At 33.2% G+C, this 20,223-nt stretch carries 20 protein-coding genes and 1 other annotated feature; of the genes, 2 read left to right on the forward strand and 18 right to left on the reverse strand.

Annotation, left to right across the window (positions count from 1 at the left end; genetic code table 11):
- Window positions 1-203: 203 nt before the first annotated feature.
- The 18 genes from rpoC to B5E75_RS04600 form a co-directional block, all read right to left on the reverse strand.
- Window positions 204-3,902 (reverse strand): DNA-directed RNA polymerase subunit beta', encoded by a 3,699-nt coding sequence (rpoC, locus tag B5E75_RS04515; RefSeq protein WP_087357595.1) that lies wholly within the window; start codon window positions 3,900-3,902, stop codon window positions 204-206.
- A 12-nt stretch (window positions 3,903-3,914) separates the two neighbouring features.
- A complete protein-coding gene (rpoB, locus tag B5E75_RS04520) occupies window positions 3,915-7,574 on the reverse strand; it encodes a DNA-directed RNA polymerase subunit beta (protein WP_087357596.1) in 3,660 nt (1,219 codons plus the stop codon).
- A 165-nt stretch (window positions 7,575-7,739) separates the two neighbouring features.
- A complete protein-coding gene (locus B5E75_RS04525; RefSeq protein ID WP_087357597.1) occupies window positions 7,740-8,333 on the reverse strand; it encodes a class I SAM-dependent methyltransferase in 594 nt (197 codons plus the stop codon).
- A gap of 56 nt (window positions 8,334-8,389) precedes the next feature.
- On the reverse strand, window positions 8,390-8,761 hold the full coding sequence (rplL, locus tag B5E75_RS04530; RefSeq protein ID WP_087244292.1) for a 50S ribosomal protein L7/L12: 372 nt from the start codon (window positions 8,759-8,761) through the stop codon (window positions 8,390-8,392).
- 25 nt (window positions 8,762-8,786) lie between these two features.
- Complete coding sequence (gene rplJ / locus B5E75_RS04535) at window positions 8,787-9,308, reverse strand: 50S ribosomal protein L10 (protein ID WP_087357598.1); 522 nt, start codon at window positions 9,306-9,308, stop codon at window positions 8,787-8,789.
- Window positions 9,309-9,343: 35 nt separating this feature from the next.
- Window positions 9,344-9,462 (reverse strand) — a sequence feature (ribosomal protein L10 leader region).
- A 15-nt stretch (window positions 9,463-9,477) separates the two neighbouring features.
- Window positions 9,478-10,161 (reverse strand): 50S ribosomal protein L1, encoded by a 684-nt coding sequence (gene rplA / locus B5E75_RS04540; protein WP_087357599.1) that lies wholly within the window; start codon window positions 10,159-10,161, stop codon window positions 9,478-9,480.
- 23 nt (window positions 10,162-10,184) lie between these two features.
- Entirely contained in the window at window positions 10,185-10,604 is a 420-nt protein-coding gene (gene rplK, locus B5E75_RS04545; protein WP_087357600.1) for a 50S ribosomal protein L11, read from the reverse strand.
- Between the two features lie 179 nt (window positions 10,605-10,783).
- Window positions 10,784-11,341: a transcription termination/antitermination protein NusG gene (nusG, locus tag B5E75_RS04550; protein ID WP_087357601.1), complete on the reverse strand. Its 558-nt coding sequence runs from the start codon at window positions 11,339-11,341 to the stop codon at window positions 10,784-10,786.
- Window position 11,342: 1 nt separating this feature from the next.
- Window positions 11,343-11,531, reverse strand: a complete 189-nt coding sequence (secE, locus tag B5E75_RS04555) for a preprotein translocase subunit SecE (protein ID WP_087357602.1) — start codon at window positions 11,529-11,531, stop codon at window positions 11,343-11,345.
- A 9-nt stretch (window positions 11,532-11,540) separates the two neighbouring features.
- Window positions 11,541-11,690, reverse strand: a complete 150-nt coding sequence (gene rpmG, locus B5E75_RS04560) for a 50S ribosomal protein L33 (RefSeq protein WP_087357603.1) — start codon at window positions 11,688-11,690, stop codon at window positions 11,541-11,543.
- Between the two features lie 37 nt (window positions 11,691-11,727).
- Window positions 11,728-12,342, reverse strand: a complete 615-nt coding sequence (locus B5E75_RS04565) for a sigma-70 family RNA polymerase sigma factor (protein ID WP_087357604.1) — start codon at window positions 12,340-12,342, stop codon at window positions 11,728-11,730.
- Window positions 12,343-12,354: 12 nt separating this feature from the next.
- Window positions 12,355-13,086, reverse strand: a complete 732-nt coding sequence (gene rlmB, locus B5E75_RS04570; protein ID WP_087357605.1) for a 23S rRNA (guanosine(2251)-2'-O)-methyltransferase RlmB — start codon at window positions 13,084-13,086, stop codon at window positions 12,355-12,357.
- Between the two features lie 41 nt (window positions 13,087-13,127).
- Window positions 13,128-13,517, reverse strand: a complete 390-nt coding sequence (locus B5E75_RS04575) for a Mini-ribonuclease 3 (protein ID WP_087357606.1) — start codon at window positions 13,515-13,517, stop codon at window positions 13,128-13,130.
- The gene (gene cysS, locus B5E75_RS04580; RefSeq protein WP_087357607.1) at window positions 13,518-14,855 is read right to left on the reverse strand and encodes a cysteine--tRNA ligase; all 1,338 of its coding nucleotides are present in this window, start codon (window positions 14,853-14,855) and stop codon (window positions 13,518-13,520) included.
- A 117-nt stretch (window positions 14,856-14,972) separates the two neighbouring features.
- On the reverse strand, window positions 14,973-15,488 hold the full coding sequence (locus tag B5E75_RS04585) for a hypothetical protein (protein WP_087357608.1): 516 nt from the start codon (window positions 15,486-15,488) through the stop codon (window positions 14,973-14,975).
- Between the two features lie 102 nt (window positions 15,489-15,590).
- Window positions 15,591-17,018, reverse strand: a complete 1,428-nt coding sequence (gene glgA / locus B5E75_RS04590; protein ID WP_087357609.1) for a glycogen synthase GlgA — start codon at window positions 17,016-17,018, stop codon at window positions 15,591-15,593.
- Window positions 17,018-18,124, reverse strand: a complete 1,107-nt coding sequence (gene glgD, locus B5E75_RS04595) for a glucose-1-phosphate adenylyltransferase subunit GlgD (RefSeq protein ID WP_087357610.1) — start codon at window positions 18,122-18,124, stop codon at window positions 17,018-17,020. Before glgD ends, glgA begins: the two co-directional genes overlap by 1 nt.
- Before the next feature lie 18 nt (window positions 18,125-18,142).
- On the reverse strand, window positions 18,143-19,267 hold the full coding sequence (locus B5E75_RS04600; RefSeq protein WP_087357611.1) for a glucose-1-phosphate adenylyltransferase: 1,125 nt from the start codon (window positions 19,265-19,267) through the stop codon (window positions 18,143-18,145).
- A 211-nt stretch (window positions 19,268-19,478) separates the two neighbouring features.
- On the opposite strand from B5E75_RS04600, the gene B5E75_RS04605 reads away from it, so the two are divergent.
- Both B5E75_RS04605 and gerQ read left to right on the forward strand, forming a co-directional pair.
- Window positions 19,479-19,901, forward strand: coding sequence for a cell wall hydrolase (locus tag B5E75_RS04605; protein WP_087357612.1), 423 nt, complete (start codon window positions 19,479-19,481; stop codon window positions 19,899-19,901).
- Between the two features lie 10 nt (window positions 19,902-19,911).
- Window positions 19,912-20,214, forward strand: coding sequence for a spore coat protein GerQ (gene gerQ / locus B5E75_RS04610; protein WP_087357613.1), 303 nt, complete (start codon window positions 19,912-19,914; stop codon window positions 20,212-20,214).
- The last annotated feature ends 9 nt before the right edge of the window (window positions 20,215-20,223 follow it).

A 20,223-nucleotide genomic window follows, 5' to 3' on the forward strand; every position in this document is an offset into this window, starting at 1 on the left:
AGAAGCCAGACCAAAGAAAAAATATATTCCACCTATAGATCATCCTTGGAAACAGGCTTCCTACTTAAATTTTCTTGCAAAACAAAAGCACCGTTCTGGTGCTAATGTTTAAAATTTTTTAGGACATTTTCAAATTTGCTTGACACACTTTTTTTGTTTTTTAAAAGAAAACAAGACCTGTATTCAGATCTTGTTTAATTGATTTATTCTGCTGATGTAAATTCTTCATCAATTTCACTACTACTTAATAAACTTTCAGATAAAGTCTCAGCTTCCAAGTGTTCTGCTTCTTCCAATTCTTTTTCTTTACGTGCTTCTTCTAATTCTCTAGCAATTGTTTCAGGAGATTTCAAAGGTCCTCTTAAACCTGTTCCAGCAGGTAATAATTTACCAATAATAACATTTTCTTTTAGACCTTTTAATTCATCAATTTTTCCTTTAATTGCAGCATCCGTTAAGATTTTTGTTGTTTCCTGGAATGATGCAGCAGATAAGAATGATTCTGTTTCCAACGATGCTTTTGTAATACCTAATAAGATTGGTCTAGCAACAGCAGGATGTTTTCCAGCCTTTAAGACTTCCTTATTCAATTCTGTAAATCTTTGAACATTAATATGTGTTCCAGGCAATGCTCCTGTATCTCCACCTTCAACAATACGCATCTTTTTCAACATTTGATGAATAATAACTTCAATATGTTTATCAGAAATTTCAATACCTTGTAAACGATAAACTTTTTGAACTTCTTTCAAGATATAATTTTCTACAGCTTTCACATCAGCCACTGCCAGTAATTCCTTTGGATCAATTGAACCTTCTGTAATTTTAGATCCAATTCCCACTTCATCACCGACAGATACTCTTAATTTTGCACCATATGGTGTTAAATAACTTCTTGTTTCTAACAAATTAGAAACGACAACTTCTGCTCTACCATTATTATCAATGATATTAGAAACTTCACCATCAATTTCAGAAATAATAGATTTTGCTTTTGGATTTCTCGCTTCAAATAGCTCTTGAATACGAGGTAAACCTTGAGTGATATCAGCACCACCGGCAACTCCACCCATGTGGAATGTACGCATTGTTAACTGAGTACCAGGTTCACCAATAGATTGAGCAGCCATAATACCAATAGCTTCTCCTAATTCAACTTGTTCCCCAGTTGCTAGGTTACGACCATAACATTTTCTACAAATTCCATTTTTAGCTTTACATCCAAAGATTGAACGAATTTCAACTTCTTTGATTCCAGCATCTGTAATATTTTTAGCAATCGCTTCATCAATCATTTCTCCCGCTTGAACAAGCACTTCTCCTGTTTCAGGATGAACAACATCCTTTTGAGAATAACGTCCTACTAGACGGTCATATAATGGCACAATCACTGAATTATCTGAAGTATTGTACAATTCAGTAACAACAAATCCCTGATCTGTGCCACAATCATCTTCAGTAACAATGACTTCTTGAGCAACATCAACCAAACGTCTTGTCAAGTATCCTGAATCGGCTGTCTTTAAGGCTGTATCAGTAGATCCTTTACGGGCACCATGTGTAGAGATGAAGAATTCAGATGCTGTTAAACCTTCTCTAAATGAAGATTTGATAGGCAACTCAATCGTTTCACCTTTTGGATTAGACATCAATCCACGCATACCTACTAACTGTGTAAAGTTTGAGATATTACCACGTGCTCCTGAATCAGACATAATGAAGATTGGATTACGATCATCTGCCTCAAATTCTTCCTTAACAACAGCTTGAACTTGGTCTTTAACAGATTCCCATAACTTAATAACAATATTATGTCTTTCTTCATCAGTGATTTTCCCTTTACGATATAATTTCTTGATTACTTCAAGTTTTTCATCAGCTTCATCAAATAAAACGTATTTACTTTGTGGAACCTGAATATCATAAACAGAAACTGTAATACCAGCAATTGTAGAATAATAGAATCCTTGATCTTTTAATTTATCCAACATCGCTGTTGTATCACTAATTTTTGTAGGATCAAACATTTCATTGATAATGTTTCCTAAAGCTTTTTTACCCAATGGTTTAATTAAAGGCTGTGCTTTAATATGTGCTTTAATATCAGTACCCATTGGTACGAAATATTTATCTGGTGTTGCTACTAAATTTTCTTTACTAGAATCATTGATAAATGGGAATGCCCCATCAAAAATCTGGTTAAAGATAATTTTACCAACACTTGTAATTAAATAGCTATTATTTTGTTTTTCAGTAAATGTCTTATTCTTTAAAGATTTTCCTCTAATCGCAATTCTTGTGTGTAAATGTACAGTTTTTGCATCATATGCCATTAAAACTTCATTCACATCTGCAAAAACAGTTCCTTCACCAACAGCCCCTTCATCTTCTAATGTTAAGTAATAGTTACCTAACACCATGTCCTGAGAAGGTGTAACGATAGGTTTTCCATCTTTTGGTCCAAGGATATTGTGAGAACCTAACATTAACTGTCTAGCTTCTTGAATAGCTTCTTCCCCTAATGGAACGTGAACTGCCATCTGGTCACCATCAAAGTCAGCGTTGAACGCTGGACATACTAATGGGTGCAAACGAATAGCACGTCCTTCAACCAATTTAGGTTCGAATGCCTGAATACCTAATCTATGCAATGTAGGCGCACGGTTTAATAAGACTGGATGTTCTTTGATGACTTCTTCAACGATTGGCCAAATCACATCATCCATCTTATCAATTAATCTTTCAGCCGCTTTAATATTTGTTGCTATTTGTTCTCTTACTAATCCACTAATGACAAATGGTTTAAATAAGTTTAAAGCCATTTCACGTGGAATACCACATTGATACATCTTTAAATCAGGTCCAACAGCGATAACTGAACGTCCTGAATAGTCAACACGTTTTCCAAGTAAGTTTTGACGGAAACGCCCTTGCTTTCCTTTTAACGTATGACTTAATGATTTTAATGGTCTTCCTCCAGCCCCAGTAATTGGTTTTGAACGACGTCCATTATCAATTAAGGCATCCACTGCTTCTTGTAACATACGCTTTTCATTTTGCACAATAATAGAAGGTGTTCCTAGCTCTAACAACTTTTTCAAACGATTATTACGTGTAATAACACGACGATATAAATCATTCAAGTCACTTGTCGCAAAACGTCCACCATCCAATTGTAACATTGGTCTTAAATCAGGTGGAATAACAGGAAGAACATCTAAGATCATCCATTCTGGTTGATTGTGTGAAGTTCTAAATGCCTCAATTGCTTCAAGTCTTTTCAATAATTTTGAACGTCTTTGTCCTTGTGCTTCTTTTAAGTCTTTTGTTACCAATTCAAATTCTTCATCTAAATCGACTTTTTGAAGCAAGATTTTAATCGCTTCTGCCCCAGTTTTAGCCTCAAATTGATGACCAAATTTTTCATAACAGTTACGATAATCTCTTTCAGATAAGACTTGTTTATATTCTAAAGGTGTACTTCCCTTATCAGTAACAACATAAGAAACGAAATAAATAATTTCTTCAAGTTGTTTTGGTGTCATATCAAGGATTAATCCCATTCTTGATGGAATACCCTTTAAATACCAGATATGTGCAACCGGTGTAGCCAGTTCAATATGCCCCATACGTTCACGACGTACAGATGATTTTGTCACTTCAACACCACAACGATCGCAGATAACACCTTTATATCTCACTTTCTTATATTTTCCACAGCTACATTCCCAATCCTTAGATGGTCCAAAGATTTTTTCACAAAATAGACCATCTTTTTCAGGCTTTTGAGAACGATAATTAATAGTTTCAGGTTTTTTAACTTCACCATAAGACCATTCACGAATTTTTTCTGGAGAAGCTAATCCAATTTGGATTGCTGAAAAGTTATTGACATCTGCCATTCATATTTCCTCCTATTCTTCGTTACTTTCTTCTTCATCATCACTAAAGAGTTCATCAATTGCTGAATCTAAATCATCAAATGATTCTTCATCTTCTGAGAAATCACCTTCAACCTCAGCCACTTCTTCATCAGTAACCTCTGGTTGTTCAGGAGTTGTATCAATTGAAGTAGGGAAGCGACGTTCTTCATCTTCAATCTTTCTTGCATCTATTTCTTCACCATTTTCATCTAACATACGAATATCTAAAGCTAAAGCCTGTAATTCTTTTGTTAAAACTCTAAATGATTCAGGAAGTCCTGGTTCAGGCAATTTTTGTCCTTTGACAATAGCCTCATAAGTTTTGACACGTCCTACAACATCATCAGATTTGACAGTTAAAATTTCTCTCAGTGTATAAGCTGCACCATAAGCTTCAAGTGCCCAAACTTCCATTTCTCCAAATCTTTGTCCACCATTTTGTGCTTTACCACCAAGAGGCTGTTGTGTTACTAAAGAGTATGGACCAACTGATCTGGCATGAAGTTTATCATCAACCATGTGAGCTAATTTAATCATATACATGACACCAACAGAAACGTTTGAATCAAAATATTCACCAGTCATTCCAGAAATCACTGGTTGTTTTCCATCAACAGACATTCCTGCTTCTTTCATGATATCTTCAAGATCTTTTGAATTAATACCATCAAAAGCTGGTGTTGCAAAATACATACCTAACTCTCTGGCAGCATAACCTAAATGTAATTCCAATACCTGCCCAATGTTCATACGTGAAGGAACCCCTAATGGATTCAACATGATGTCAAGAATTGTTCCATCTTCTAAGTGTGGCATATCTTCAATTGGTAATATTTTAGAAATAACCCCTTTATTACCATGACGACCTGCCATCTTGTCACCTTCAGAAATTTTACGTTTTTGAACGATATAAACTTTAACTTCTTTATTAACACCCGGTTGTAATTCATCACCATTTTTTCTAGAGAAAATTTTAATATCATGAACAATTCCTGCCCCTCCATGAGGAACTCTTAAAGAATTATCTTTGACTTCTCTAGATTTTTCACCAAAGATTGCTAATAATAATTTTTCTTCTGCAGATAATTCCGCTTGTCCTTTTGGTGTGACCTTACCAACTAAGATGTCACCTTCCTTAACTTCAGCACCAATCATAATGATACCTTCACTGTTTAAGTTTTTACGTGCATCTTCACCAACATTAGGAATATCTCTTGTAATTTCTTCAGGTCCTAATTTTGTATCACGACATTCAATACTATATTCTTCAATATGAATAGATGTATAAACATCTTCTTTAACTAATCTTTCAGACATGATAACAGCATCTTCATAGTTGTAACCATTCCATGTCATGAAACCAACTAATACGTTTTGTCCTAAAGCTAATTCTCCCTGTTCCATTGATGGACCATCAGCAAGAATTTCACCTTTCACAACTTGATCGCCAACTTTTACAATTGGTCTATGGTTAATACAAGTTCCTGCATTGGAAATCGCAAATTTTGTCAAACGATATTTATGAGGCCCTGTATCTTCTTCAACAATAATCTTTTTCGCATCAACATAAGTAACAATACCATCTTTTTTCGCAACAACGGCTGCTCCAGAATCTCTTGCTGCCTGATATTCCATACCAGTTCCTACAAGAGGTGTATGTGGATTTAATAATGGGACAGCCTGACGTTGCATGTTGGCACCCATTAAGGCACGAGTGGCATCGTCATTTTCAAGGAAAGGAATACATGAAGTGGCAACAGAAACAATCTGTTTTGGAGAAATATCAATAAAATCAATTTCTTCTGGTTTTGCCATGATATTTTCCCCTAAATGACGGGCAATAACCTGTTCATCAAGGATTTTACCATTTTCATCATGTTGAACCTTAGCTTGTGCAATCACATAATTCTTTTCTTCATCAGCTGTTAAATAACGCACATCATCTTCATCAATAACACTATGATTGACTTTACGATAAGGTGTTTCAATAAATCCATATTTATTGATTTTTGCATAAGAAGCTAACGTTGAAATCAACCCGATATTTGGACCTTCAGGTGTTTCAATTGGGCAAATACGACCGTAGTGAGAAGCATGAACGTCACGAACTTCATAACCAGCACGATCTCTTGATAACCCACCTGGCCCTAACGCTGATAAACGACGTTTATTCGTTAACTCTGCTAATGGATTAATCTGATCCATAAATTGAGATAACTGAGATGATGAGAAAAATTCTTTAATAGCGGCTGTTAATGGACGAATGTTTGTTAATGATTGTGGAGTGACACTATCAACTTCAGACAATGACATTCTTTCTTTAACAACTCTTTCCATTCTTGACAAACCAATTCTAAATTGATTTTGAATCAATTCTCCAACAGAACGGACACGTCTATTTCCTAAATGATCAATATCATCTAATAAACCAATACGACTCATCAAATTGACTCTATCATCACTTGCTAAATCTAATGAATCATAGATATCCACAAGATTTAACATATATGAATAGGCTGCAATCATATCTGAAATTGTAATATATTTACAATCTAATGATAAATCTGTCCCTACAACTTTCATTTTCTTTGATTTTGTTTCATCAACATAAACTTCTAATACTTGAATACGTCCATGTGATCTTAAAAAATCATTTGTGTGAATATCTCTCATATGAGCTCCAGCTTGGAAAACAGGAGCTAAAAGGTCTACTTTATCTTTTGTTAATAAAGTTCCTTCTTTCATCACAACATTTCCATCTATATCTATAACATCTTGAGCTAAAACACGGTTTGTAATTCTATCTAATAAACTCAATTTTTTACCAAGTTTAAAACGTCCTGCACGTGCAAGGTCATATCTTTTTGCATCAAAGAATCTTGTATATAATAAATTGTTAGCACCTTCTAAAGTTGCAGGTTCCCCTGGTCTTAATTTATTGTAAATTTCAATTAAAGCTTCATCAGTATTATGAGTTGTATCTTTAGCTAATGTATTTCTGATAAACTCATGATCTCCTAATACTTCAATAATATCTTCATCACTACTTAATCCTAAAGCACGTAATAAAATCGTTCCCGGTATTTTACGAGTTCTATCAATACGTACATTTAAAATATCTTTTGCATCGTTTTCAAATTCAAGCCATGTTCCTCGTGAAGGAATCATACTTCCAGTGAAAACAGTTTTACCACTTTTATCCATTGCATCAGCAAAATATGCTCCTGGCGAACGTACTAACTGTGAAACAATAACACGTTCAGCTCCATTAATAATAAAAGTACCAGAATCTGTCATTAATGGAAAATCACCCATAAAGACTTCATTTTCCTTAATTTCACCAGTGCCATTATTCACTAAACGTAAAGTTGCACGAATAGGTGCACAATAATTTGTATCTCTATCTTTTGCTTCTTCCACTGAATATTTCGGTGCATCAAAGCGACAATCCACAAACTCTAAAGTTAAAGTTTCGTTGTAATTGCTAATAGGATAAACATCGTTATAAACTTCTTTAATTCCTTCGTTTTTAAACCATTCAAAAGAATTTGTCTGGATTTCTACTAAATTTGGCAATTCCAAAGACCCACTAATTCTTGAATAATTGCGACGATTAATACGACTTTTTGCCTGAGTTCCATTTCTTTCCAAGCCTGTTTCACTCCTTATTCATGATCTCTATCTCCTAATTAAAGCAAGCAAAAAACACTGCTTTTTATATATGAGTAGGCATTTTATTATACTAGCATAGAGGCCAGTTGAAGTCAATACCAAATCATAAATTTCAAAATTTCTTTTGAAACACAAAAAACAGTGTTATTTTACCGATTTTAAAACAAAATATCCTTTATCTCTTTTTATAATTTCACAATTCCCAAAAACATCTTCCATCTTTTTCTTAGCAGAAGGAGCCCCTTGTTTTTTTTGAATAACAACAAACAAAGTTCCCGAATCATTTAAATGATGATATGCTTTTTCTAAAATTTCAAAAACAATTGTCTTTCCAGCACGAATCGGTGGATTAGATACAATAACATCAAAAGTTCCTTTGACATTTTCATAAACCGAACTTTTATATATTGTAACATCTTCCAACTGATTATAACAAGCTGATTCCTTAGCTAAATTCAAAGCACGTTCATTTACATCAACCATTTCCACCTTAAGCCATGAATACACTTTTTTTAATGATAACCCCAATGTACCATAACCACACCCAACATCCAGTAATGATTTTTGTGATGGTAAAAGATGTATACTTTCAAGAAGAACACGTGATCCATAATCAATATACTCTTTAGAAAAAACCCCTATATCACTGACAAAAGTCAAATCTTGATTACGATATTGAAATGTAATATATTTTTTCTGTGATTTTAAATCAGTATTATTTGTATAATAATGAGCCATCATCTCACTCCTTGTTAAAAAAAAGCCCTTCAATAAGGGCTTTTTAATTTTAGAAATTATTTAACTTCTACAGTTGCACCAGCAGCTTCTAATTGTTCTTTAATCTTAGCTCCTTCTTCAGCTGGAATATCTTTCTTAATTTCAGCAGGAACTTTGTCAACTAAACCTTTAGCATCAACTAATCCTAAACCAGTAATTTCTCTTACTGCTTTGATAACAGCAACTTTTGTAGCACCAACATCAGTTAATGTTACAGTTACGTTAGCTGGAGCAGCATCTGCAGCAGCTTCTCCACCAGCAACAACAGCTACAGGAGCAGCAGCAGTTACATCAAATTTTTCTTCGATTGCTTTTACTAAATCATTTAATTCTAAAATTGTAGCTTCTTCTAAATAAGCTAAGATATCTTCATGTGTTAATTTTGCCATTTTATTTTCCTCCGTTCATTTTTAACTATTCAGCAGCAGCTTCTTCAGCCGCATCTCCACCTTTTGCGTCAGCAACAGCTTGAATAACTCTTGCCACTTTAGCAACAGGTTCTTTCATACATGCAAGTAACATTGAGTACATACCTTCACGATTAGGTAATTGTGATACTGCCATTACTTCTTCTTTAGGTAAGAATTTACCTTCGATATAAGCAGCTTTAATTTGTAATGCTTCGTGATCTTTTGCAAAATTTGCTAAAATTCTTGCAGGAGCCACTGCATCATCTTTACCAAATGCCAATGCGTTTGGTCCAACAAGGTATTCTTCTAATTCGTTCATACCTTCTTGTTCAACAGCTCTTTGAACTAATGTGTTTTTATAAACTTTAAATCCCACATTTTCAGCTCTTAAAGCTCTACGTAATTCAGTAACTTCAGCCACTGTTAATCCACGATATTCAACAACAACTGTAGATTGTGAATTTTTTAATTGTTCACTGATTTCTGCAACAACTTGTTGTTTAGCTTCCAAGATTTCTTTTGACATTGTTACACCTCCTATTAATTTTATATATGCAACAATATATCCGTGAAAAACTCCCTCGTATTTACGAGGGAGTTGTCAATTCTTTGACAATATCACCTCGGCAACTTGATTAAGGTTTCCCCGTTGCTGTCTACGGTATATTGATTGCGTCGTTAATATAGCTTCTCTATTACATAGAAGCGACTTTTACTGAAGGACCCATAGTTGAAGAAATTGCAATATTCTTCATATATGTTCCTTTTGCAGAAGATGGTTTAATTCTTAATAATAAGTCATAAACTGTTTTAAAGTTTTCTGCAATTTTTTCATCATCGAAAGAAATTCTTCCGATTGGCATATGAACATTACCATCTTTATCAGTACGGTAAGTGACTTTACCAGCTTTTGTTTCTTGAACAGCTTTAGCTACATCCATAGTTACTGTTCCAGTTTTAGGGTTAGGCATTAAACCTTTAGGACCTAAGATACGTCCTAATTTCCCTAATTCAGCCATCATATCTGGTGTTGCAATCATTACTTCAAAATCAAGCCATCCTTTTTGAATATCTTCAAGGATTTCTTTTCCACCTACAACATCAGCTCCAGCAGCTTTAGCTTCTTCAACTTTAGCTCCTTGAGTGACAACTAATACTTTCTTTGTTTTTCCAGTTCCGTGTGGTAAAACGACTGCTCCACGCAACTGTTGATCAGCATGTCTTGTATCTAATCCTAATTTAAATACAACATCCACACTTGCATCAAAATTGACTTTACTTGTTTTCTTTACTAAAGCAACTGCTTCATCAATTGGGTAAGCTTTACCTTTTTCAATAAGAGCAGCGGCTTCTTGATATTTCTTACTTCTTTTAGCCATTTTCTTTTCTCCTCTTTTTAAAATTAAGCATCTAAGCCTTCAACTTTTACACCCATATTACGAGCAGTACCAGCTACGATTTTCATTGCTGCTTCTAAATCGTTAGCATTTAAATCAGGCATTTTGTATTCAGCGATTTCTTTTAACTTATCAGCTGATAAAGTTGCTACTGTTTGTTTAGAATCAGATGCAGCTTTTTTAATTCCACATGCCTTTTTAATCATTTCTGCAGTTGGAGCAGTTTTTAATACGAAATCAAAACTTTTATCTTCATAAATTGTCAAAACAACTGGTACCGTTTCTCCCATACGATCTTTTGTCTGATCATTGAAAGCAGTACAGAATTTTGGCATTTGAATTCCAGCACCTGCTAAAGCTGGTCCTGGTTTAGCTCCCCCAGCAGGGAATTGAATTTTCATAACTCTTGTGACTTTCTTACTCACGCGACACACCTCCTATAAAAATTTGTCCGTGCTGTGGTAAAGGACAGTCAATCCTCCCACGCATAATAACACATATTGCGTCGTTTACTTATTATACATAAACTATCACAGATTGCAATAGTTTTTTATTGAATATATCAACTTTTTTACAAAAAAAGATCATCAAAAATGACCTTTTCTTATAATTCTACTTTCTCTAATTGAACAAGTCCGATTTCCATTAAGTTTTCATTTCCTAAAAAATCAATAAAAACAGAAGCCACTTCTTTTTCATGATCAATAGACTCTACTTTTCCCTGTTTTCCAGCAAATGGACCAGAAATGACTTTCACTTCATCACCTACACCAAAATCAACTTCAAGTTGAGAAGTCTTGATTCCCATGCTCTTTAAAATAGGATCAATTTCTTCCTTAGGTAACGGGAAAGGTTTAGCACCCCCACCAGATGACCCAATGAAACCAGTAACTCCAGATGTATTACGCACAATATACCAGGCTTCATCTGTCATAATCATTTCCACTAAAACATATCCTGGAAACATATTTTTTGTTTTATTAATCTTTTTTCCATCTTTAATTTCTGTTTCTACATGTTCAGGAATAACAATATTAAATAAACAGTCCTGAAGTCCCATAGATTCAACACGTTTTTCTAAGTTTTCTTTTACTTTGTTTTCATGACCTGAATATGTATTGACAACATACCAGCGTCTTCCTTCATCATTCATTCCAGACATCTTAATTCATCCCCAATGCTTTCAAAATTAATGCAATCACTGCATCGCTACCATAAAAATAAACGCCAAATAAAAAACAAAAAACCAAAACCACAACAGAATTATAAGCTAATTCCTTTTTTGTTAACCAATGAATATTTTTGATTTCAGCACGAATGCCTTTTAATGTACACCATTCCTTGATTTTCATGTTGACCTCCTATTTCGTTTCTTTGTGAATTGTATGTTTTCCACATTTTTTACAATATTTTCTTAACTCAAGTCTTTCTACATTTAATCTTTTATTTTTAGTGACTGAATAATTACGTGATAAACACTCCGTACATACGAGAATCACTTTTTGTTTCATGTTCATCACTCCTTTACGTTTTTATAATTTAACACATTTATTTTAGCTCGTCAATGCCAACAACTTTCTTTGAATAGCGATAAACAGCATTATAGACACTTTTCACTGAAATATGAAGTTTTTTAGCAATTTCTACTTCATCATATCCTTCTTTTTTATACTTCATAACCTGATTTTCTCGAGGTGACGTTCGTGCTTCAATTTGTGTTGAATAATAAGTTTTTGCCTCTTTCACCATCAAGCTCATCTCAGGATGATAATGTTCATGACTATCAACAACCATATCTACATAACGTATTTCTTTATCGTCATCGACATAATTATCAAGAGATAAAATCGTTGTTCCAGCACGATAACAAATATCTTTATTTACACGCAATAAACTTAAAATACGTTTTGTCAGTGCAATTTTCATAAATGTGGCCAGTGTCGCTTTTTGATCATCACGATAACTATCAATAATATCGTGAAACCCCATCATTGCCATTTGAATAAAATCTTCATGTTCATACCCACTGACAAAATAATATGAAAACGTCAACATCCATTTCGACACCAAATGATAATAGCGTCGATAAAGTATTTCCCTTGCTCTTTCACTACCGCAATGCATTAAATAAACCAATTCATCATCATTACTGTAGCCTCTCATGCTACCTCCCTTCTACTTTAAAGGGTGACGTGAATTGTAAATCTGATAAAGTATAACTGCACAAGCAACAGAGGCATTAAGTGATGTCACATGTCCCGTCATTGGCAAAACAACATTCATATCGCAATGTTCTTTAACAAGACGTGAAATGCCAAAACCTTCGGAACCAATCACAACAACCAGTGGCATATTATAATCAATCGCACGATAATCCTGTGATTGATTTAAATCACAGCCAACAACCCAGAAACCTTGTTTCTTTAATTCATCTAAAGTACGAGATAGATTCGTGACTTGAGCAACTTTGACATGATCAATAGCACCTGTAGATACTTTTGCGACTGTTGGAGATAAACTCACACTACGCTTTTTGCCAATAATAACGCCATCAACCTCAATAGCATCACAGGTTCTTAAAATCGCTCCTAGATTATGAGGATCCTCTAAACCATCCAGCATTACCAACAATGGCTGCTTTCCTTTTGGAATAGCCTGTATCATTTCATCCAGTGAATAATAGCGATAACTTTCTATAGCTGCCACAATTCCCTGATGCACGACTGAACCAACAAGTTTCGTTAGCTCATCTTTATGACGCACGATATGAACTTTAACATTCTTTGCTTTTGCTAAAGAAAGAACTTTATCATCTTTTGCATTTTTCATCAAATAAACCTCATAAACTGGTTTATTTCCCTTTAAAGATTCAATTACTGTGTTTTTCCCATAAATATATTGTGTCATATTTTTCTCTCCATGCGTCTCAAATTTGTCTCATTTTTTTCTCATTTTCCATCTACAAATTCTTTAAATAAATCAAAAATCTCTGTAATTCTCTCTTGTTTTTTTAATAAATATAAATGTCCAACTAATGTTTCAAAACCAGTCGACTGATTATAAGTCATGACAGATGTATTTTTAGGAACATGTCGACTCTTTGCATTTCTACCTCTTTTATAAATACCTATTTCTTCTTCTGTTAACCATTGCTGTTTTAATGCTTCTTGTATAAAGGCCGCCTGTGCTTTAGCACTCACAAAAAATTTAGCTTCTTTCTGTAATAAATCTGGTTTCATTATTCCTTTTTCAACTAATAAATACTCTCTGACATAAACCTCAAAAATACTATCTCCCAAATATGCTAAGGCTAATACATTCATTAATTCTGGCCTCATTTATATAATTCCTTTATCCTGTAATTCTTTTCTTAAAAGGTCTGCCTGTTCAAAATTCTTTTCACTTTTTTCCTTTTGCCAGTTTTGATATAAAGCAATATCTGCTTCACTTAGCACTTTTGTTTCATGTAAAAATCCCATCGTATCCAACATTTTCACAAGTGTCTGATATTCCTTAGAAATCATAGTATTATCTTTATCCTTAACACGCATTAATTGATTTAACACTTTCACTTGTCCTAAAATCTGTGTCAAAGCTAAAGATGTATTCAAATCATCGCTAAGTGCTTTTACCATTTCATCTACTGTTTCCTGACAATACTCATTTTCCAGACAATGATGAACCTGTAGATACAATGAAGACTGTTTTAAAATATTTTCTACTTTTTCCACTTCTTTTTTCACATTATTTAAAACATCATCAGTAAAATTCAATGGATTACGATAATGTGTTGATAACATCAGCCACTTATAAACATTACATCCTAATTGTTCCAATAAATCTTTTGCCCATAAAACATTTCCCAAAGATTTTGACATCTTTTGATTATTAATATTAATCATTTGATTATGCATCCAGATATGTGCAATAGGATGATGATGGCAAGCTATAGACTGAGCAATTTCATTTTCATGATGAGGAAATTTTAAATCCTGTCCTCCTCCATGAATATCAATATATCCATTTTCAAAAATATCATTGATCATCACAACGCATTCCGTATGCCACCCCGGTCTTCCTTTAGACCATGGGCTATCAAATTGAATTCCTTCATCAGTTTTTTTCCACAATGCAAAATCAGTAGAACTTTCTTTTTTATCATTGTCTTCAACACGTTCACTCGCTCCAGCAATCAAATCTTCAATTTTGATACCAGACAACATACCATATTCCTTAATCTTTGTCACTCTAAAATAAACATCGCCATCAACTTCATAAGCATATCCATCTTTAACAAGCTGCTCTATAAATTGAATGATTGGCTGCATTGTTTCTGTAACACGAGGTGCATAAGTTGGGAATAAAAGATTTAAACCTCTACGAACATCTTCATAAGCTTTAATATATTTATCCGTTAATTCTTTTTCTGAAATTCCTTCTTCTTTAGCGGCTTTAATGATTTTATCATCGACATCTGTAAAATTAGATACAAAAGTCACCTTATAACCCAAATATTCAAATGTTCTTCTTAAAATATCAAAAACAATCATAGGACGCGTATTTCCTATATGAACATAATTATAGACCGTTGGACCACAAACATAAATACTCACTTCTCCCTCTTTAATAGGAACAAATTCTTCTTTCTTATTCGTTAATGAGTTAAATAGTTTCATCTCTATTCCTCCTTAAATAAAAAAGCAGATGATAAAGACGTCCTCTTTATTTACTTTATCAAATGCTTTATAAACTCTTTATCAATACTATAACAAATTCACCTTTGTTAATCAAGATTAATGATGTACTGTCAAAGATTCCAAATATTGTCTAGCCGTATCACTCGATTCTTCATAAACATTTTCTGGAGCCTGATAACCATAAACATAACTTGCTTCTTCTGTAAAATAAACCATTTGTATAAACTTCATTCCAGAAGCCTGATAAAGACCTGTAAACTCATAACATTCTATGCCACTAGGAATTGTTTTTAATGAGTAATAAACATCAATAGCTCCATCTTCTTCTAACTGTCCTTCATAGAGTTGTGGAAGTTCATCTAAAACATTGTCAGTATCATCAATGATTGTAGTATATATATACGTTTCTTCATCTTTAATAAAACGAACATCTTTTTGATTTTCATTATTAGCATTTAATTCAAAATCTTTAGGATAATAGAAAGAAACCAGATCAGTCACCTCATACAAATTTCCATCTCTTTCTAAAGATATTTCTACATTATCCTTTTCACAAGCAAAAAGACCTATTATTAACACCAAAATCACAAAAAGTCTTCTTAATACCTTCATCTTCCTCCCTCCTCTCACGAAAACATTGTACTAAACTCACACTTGAAAATCAAATAAAATTTCATGCTCAAACAAAAGAGATAGGTTTCCCTATCCCCTTTATTAATCTAACAATGAATTAAAAACTTTCAAATAGGCATCAGCACTTTTATCCCAATCAAGTTTCGCTTCCATTGCACGATGTACTAATCCTTGCCATTTTTCTTTATCCTGATAAACCTTTAAGGCATAATCAATAATATCCATCATTTCATGAGCATTATAGTTCTTAAAGCTAAATCCATCACCAGTATTTTTATACTCATCATATGGTTCAACACTATCTTTAAGTCCTCCTGTTTCTCTAACAATTGGAATTGTACCATAGCGAAGTGACATCATTTGAGATAAACCACATGGTTCAAATAATGATGGCATTAAGAACATATCACATCCGGCATAAATACGACAAGATAATCCAAAATCATATTTTAGATTCAATGATAATTTTTGATTATGATATGCTGCTATTCCTTTTAGAGGTTCTTCATATTTTTGATCCCCAGCTCCTAAAATAACAACCTGCACATCACGTTTCATTAATTCTTCCATACGATTAATAATTAAATCCAATCCTTTTTGCCAAGTTAATCTTGTCACAATACCAATTAAAGGTACATCTTTATTTTCAGGTAATCCACATTCTTTTTGTAAAGCCAATTTATTGATGACTTTCTTTTCATCAACATTTGTGATATCAAAATGTTCAACAATCTCTGGATCAGTCGCAGGATTAATTGTTTCATAATCAATACCATTTAAAATACCATACAAATCATGTCTACGCATCTGTAAAATATTCTGTAACCCTTCACCAAAACTATCCGTCAAGATTTCCTGTGCATAAGTTGGCGATACTGTTGTGATAATATCACTATAATAGATAGCCGCTTTCATCATATTGAAGCATCCATCATTACGACAGTTTCCATTATAATAGAGATAATTATCCAATCCAAAATGATCACTTAACAAAGCAGGATCACATTTTCCCTGATAAGCAATATTATGAATTGTAAAGACAATCTTAATTCCCTGATAATATTCATAATAAGCATATCTTTCTTTATATAGTGTTGCTATCATTGCTGTCTGCCAGTCATGTAAGTGTAGAATATCAGGCTTAATATCAATATGTGATAACAACTCTAATACTGCAAAATCAAAATAAGCAAATCTTTCATTATCATCATCATAACCATATAAACCAGGTCTTCTAAAATATTGTTCATTATCAATGAAATAATATGTGACACCATCATATTCAGCTTTGAAAACACCACAATAGCACTTTCTCCAACCTACCCAAATATCATAATTTGTTACATATTCAAGTGTATCAGCTAATTTCATATCCTGATACTTAGGCAATACAACAATGCATTCATGTCCTTTTTGAACAAGAGCCTTAGGAAGTGAACCTAAAACATCCGCCAAACCACCAGATTTAATATAAGGATTCGCTTCACTTGTCGCAAAAACAATTCTCATTAAACAACATCCCCTTCTCTAACATAAAGTGGTTCACCTTCACCAATAAGTTCTGTTTTCTTTTCAATATGAGCATCTTTATCAATAATCACATTTTCAAGATGTGCCCCAGCACAGACTTTAGAACCATTTAAAATAATACAATTTTTCACAACTGCATTCTTACCAATAGATACATTACGAGATAAAATACATCCATCAACTTCACCATCAATAATAGCTCCATTAGCTACAAATGATTTTTTCACACTTGCATTTTTCAAATATTTTGTTGGTGGTGTATCATTTGTATTTGTAAAGATTGGCCATGTACTCTTGAATACTTGTGTAGAAATATCCATATCAAGGAATTCCATACTCACTTTATAATAAGCTTCATAAGAATCAATACATCTTGCAAATCCTTTATATTCATAAGCCATAATTTTTCTTTCATCACATAAATAAGCAAGAGTATCTCTTAAATTAAAGAATGAACTAATCTTTTGAGCATATTGAATTAATTTTAATAAAGTCTTTTTATTAATAATATATGTTTCCAAAGACATATTTCTTTCTTTTCTATTTCCTTTATTGTTCTTAATTTCCATCACTTGTTTACCTTTTAAACGTAAGAAATCAGAACCCACAAAAGCTTCATCGGCATTATCAATTTTTTGATAAACCATTGTAATTTCAGCACCAGATTTTGCATGAACATCTACAACTTCTGCATAATTCATTGTTGTAATAATATGTGCAGGAGCAATTACAACATAATCTGCTTTTGATTTTTCAAGGAATGCAATATTTTCCACAATATTATTAATATCATGATTATACATTGGACTATTTGCATACTTTTCATTGTATAAAAGTGAAACTCCACCAGATTTAGAGTTAAAATTCCAAGAGTTTCCATTTCCTAAATGTTTAAATAATGATCTTGGTTTTTCTTTAATTAAAATACCAACAGTATCCACATTAGAATTTGACATATTTGATAAAACAAAATCAATAATTCCATAACGACCTAAAAAGCTGACTGAAGCTACTGGTCTTTTTTCTGTTAAACCTTTATATGAAATATCAGAGTGTAAATTTATATATCCAACTACTTTTGCCATCTTGTTAACCCCCTCGTATTATGCATTGTCACTGACAAGTTCCACTTCTTTAGCTTCTTTATTGATTACATCACTTGATTTCACTACAACACCTTCATCAATAATTGCTTTATAAATTTCTGCGCCTTCTTCTACCAGAACACCTGGCATTAAGACAGAATCAACAACCTTAGCACCTTCACCAATATATACATTGTTGAATAAAACAGAACCTTCTACTTCACCATTAACGATACAACCTTGAGTGACAAGTGAATGTTTAATTGACGCTTTTTCACCAATAATTTGAGGTTTACTCAATGTATCTTCAGTATAGATTTTCCAATCTTTTTTAATGTTATAAAGATCTAACTCTTTATCATCCAGCAAGTCCATATTTGCCTGCCATAAACTTTCAACTGTTCCAACATCTTTCCAATAACCAGAAAATTCATAAGCATATAATTTCTTATCATCGTCCAACATCATTGGAATAATGTTCATACCAAAGTCATGTTTACTATTTTCATCTTTTGCATCCGCAATTAAATATTTTCTTAATTCTTTATAAGTAAAGATATAAATACCCATAGATGCAAGTGTTGATTTAGGTTTTTCAGGTTTTTCTTCAAATTCATAAATTGAACCATCTTTATTTGTATTCATAATACCAAAACGACTTGCTTCTTTTAATGAAACATTCAAAACAGCCACTGTTAAATCAGCACCTTTTTCTTTGTGTGCTGCTAACATTTCAGCATAATCCATTTTATAAATATGATCTCCTGATAAGATCAAAACATATTCCGGATCATATTGATCCAAGAAACTAATATTTTGATAAATGGCATCTGCTGTTCCAGCGTACCAAGTAGCTCCAACGCCACCTCTTTCACGTGCTGGTAAGATGGCAGCTAATGAATTGTTTCCATCAAGACCCCATTTTGTTCCAGCACCTACATATGTTCCTAATAGAACTGATTCATATTGTGTCAAAACTCCAACCACATCAATACCAGAGTTAGCACAATTACTTAAAGGAAAGTCAATAATTCTATACTTTCCTCCAAAATGCACAGCAGGTTTCGCTACTTTTGCAGTTAAGGCTTCAAGACGTGTACCACGTCCTCCAGCTAAAATCATCGCAACAATTTCTTTTCCCATAATTTTTCCTCCTCAATCGTGATTATGAAAGTGCTTACCTATGTTTTTATTTTATCACATTCTTTTTTAAAAAAATACTATTTCATGTCATTTTTAATGAAATTTTTTTCACCTATTTTCCTCTTTTCCAAATAATCTTGGACTCATCAATATTTTTTCATTTGAGTCAACTTTTTCTTATTTTTTCATATATTAAAGAGAGGTGATCACAATGTCCCCACGAATCATATACAATGATTCTGATGTTGAATTATTAGCCCGTATCATGAAAGCAGAGGCATTAGGTGAAGGTGAAGAAGGCATGTTAATGGTTGGTAACGTTGTTGTCAATCGTGTTGTAGCCAACTGTGATGTTTTTAAAAACACCCGTACCATTTCTGAAGTGATCTATCAAAAAAATGCCTTTTCCGGTGTTGGTCAACCCCTTTTCAATCAGCCAGTCAATGCTAAAGAAAAAGAATTAGCTTTACGTAATATCGATGGCTATCGTATTGAACCTGCCACCAATGCCCTCTGGTTTAAAAATCCTGGTCGTAATGTCACCTGTCCCCAACAATTCTATGGTGAATTAAGTGGTCGCTATAAAAACCACTGCTTTTATGCACCCGGTGCAAAAATAAAATGTGATTTATAAAGGAGAATCTATGGATACAAATAATCAATCAATCATACCCAGTTCACAAACATCTTCATTACCAACCCCTATTTCTGAACAGACTTATCTAGAAAATATTTTGCGTTTAAATATTGGAAAACTTGGCACTTTCTATTTCACATATACCGGAAGTGAAGATTGGCGTGATCGTATTTACAAAGGAATCATTGAACAAGTTGGTAGAGATCATTTTGTTGTACGAGATCCTAAAAACCAAAAATACTATATTTTTCAGTTTGTTTATTTTGATTGGGCAGAATTTGATGAACCCATCAATTTCAATACACGATAAAAATAAAAA

The sequence above is a fragment of the Massiliimicrobium timonense genome (assembly GCF_002160865.1).
GTDB lineage: Bacteria > Bacillota_I > Bacilli_A > Erysipelotrichales > Coprobacillaceae > Allocoprobacillus.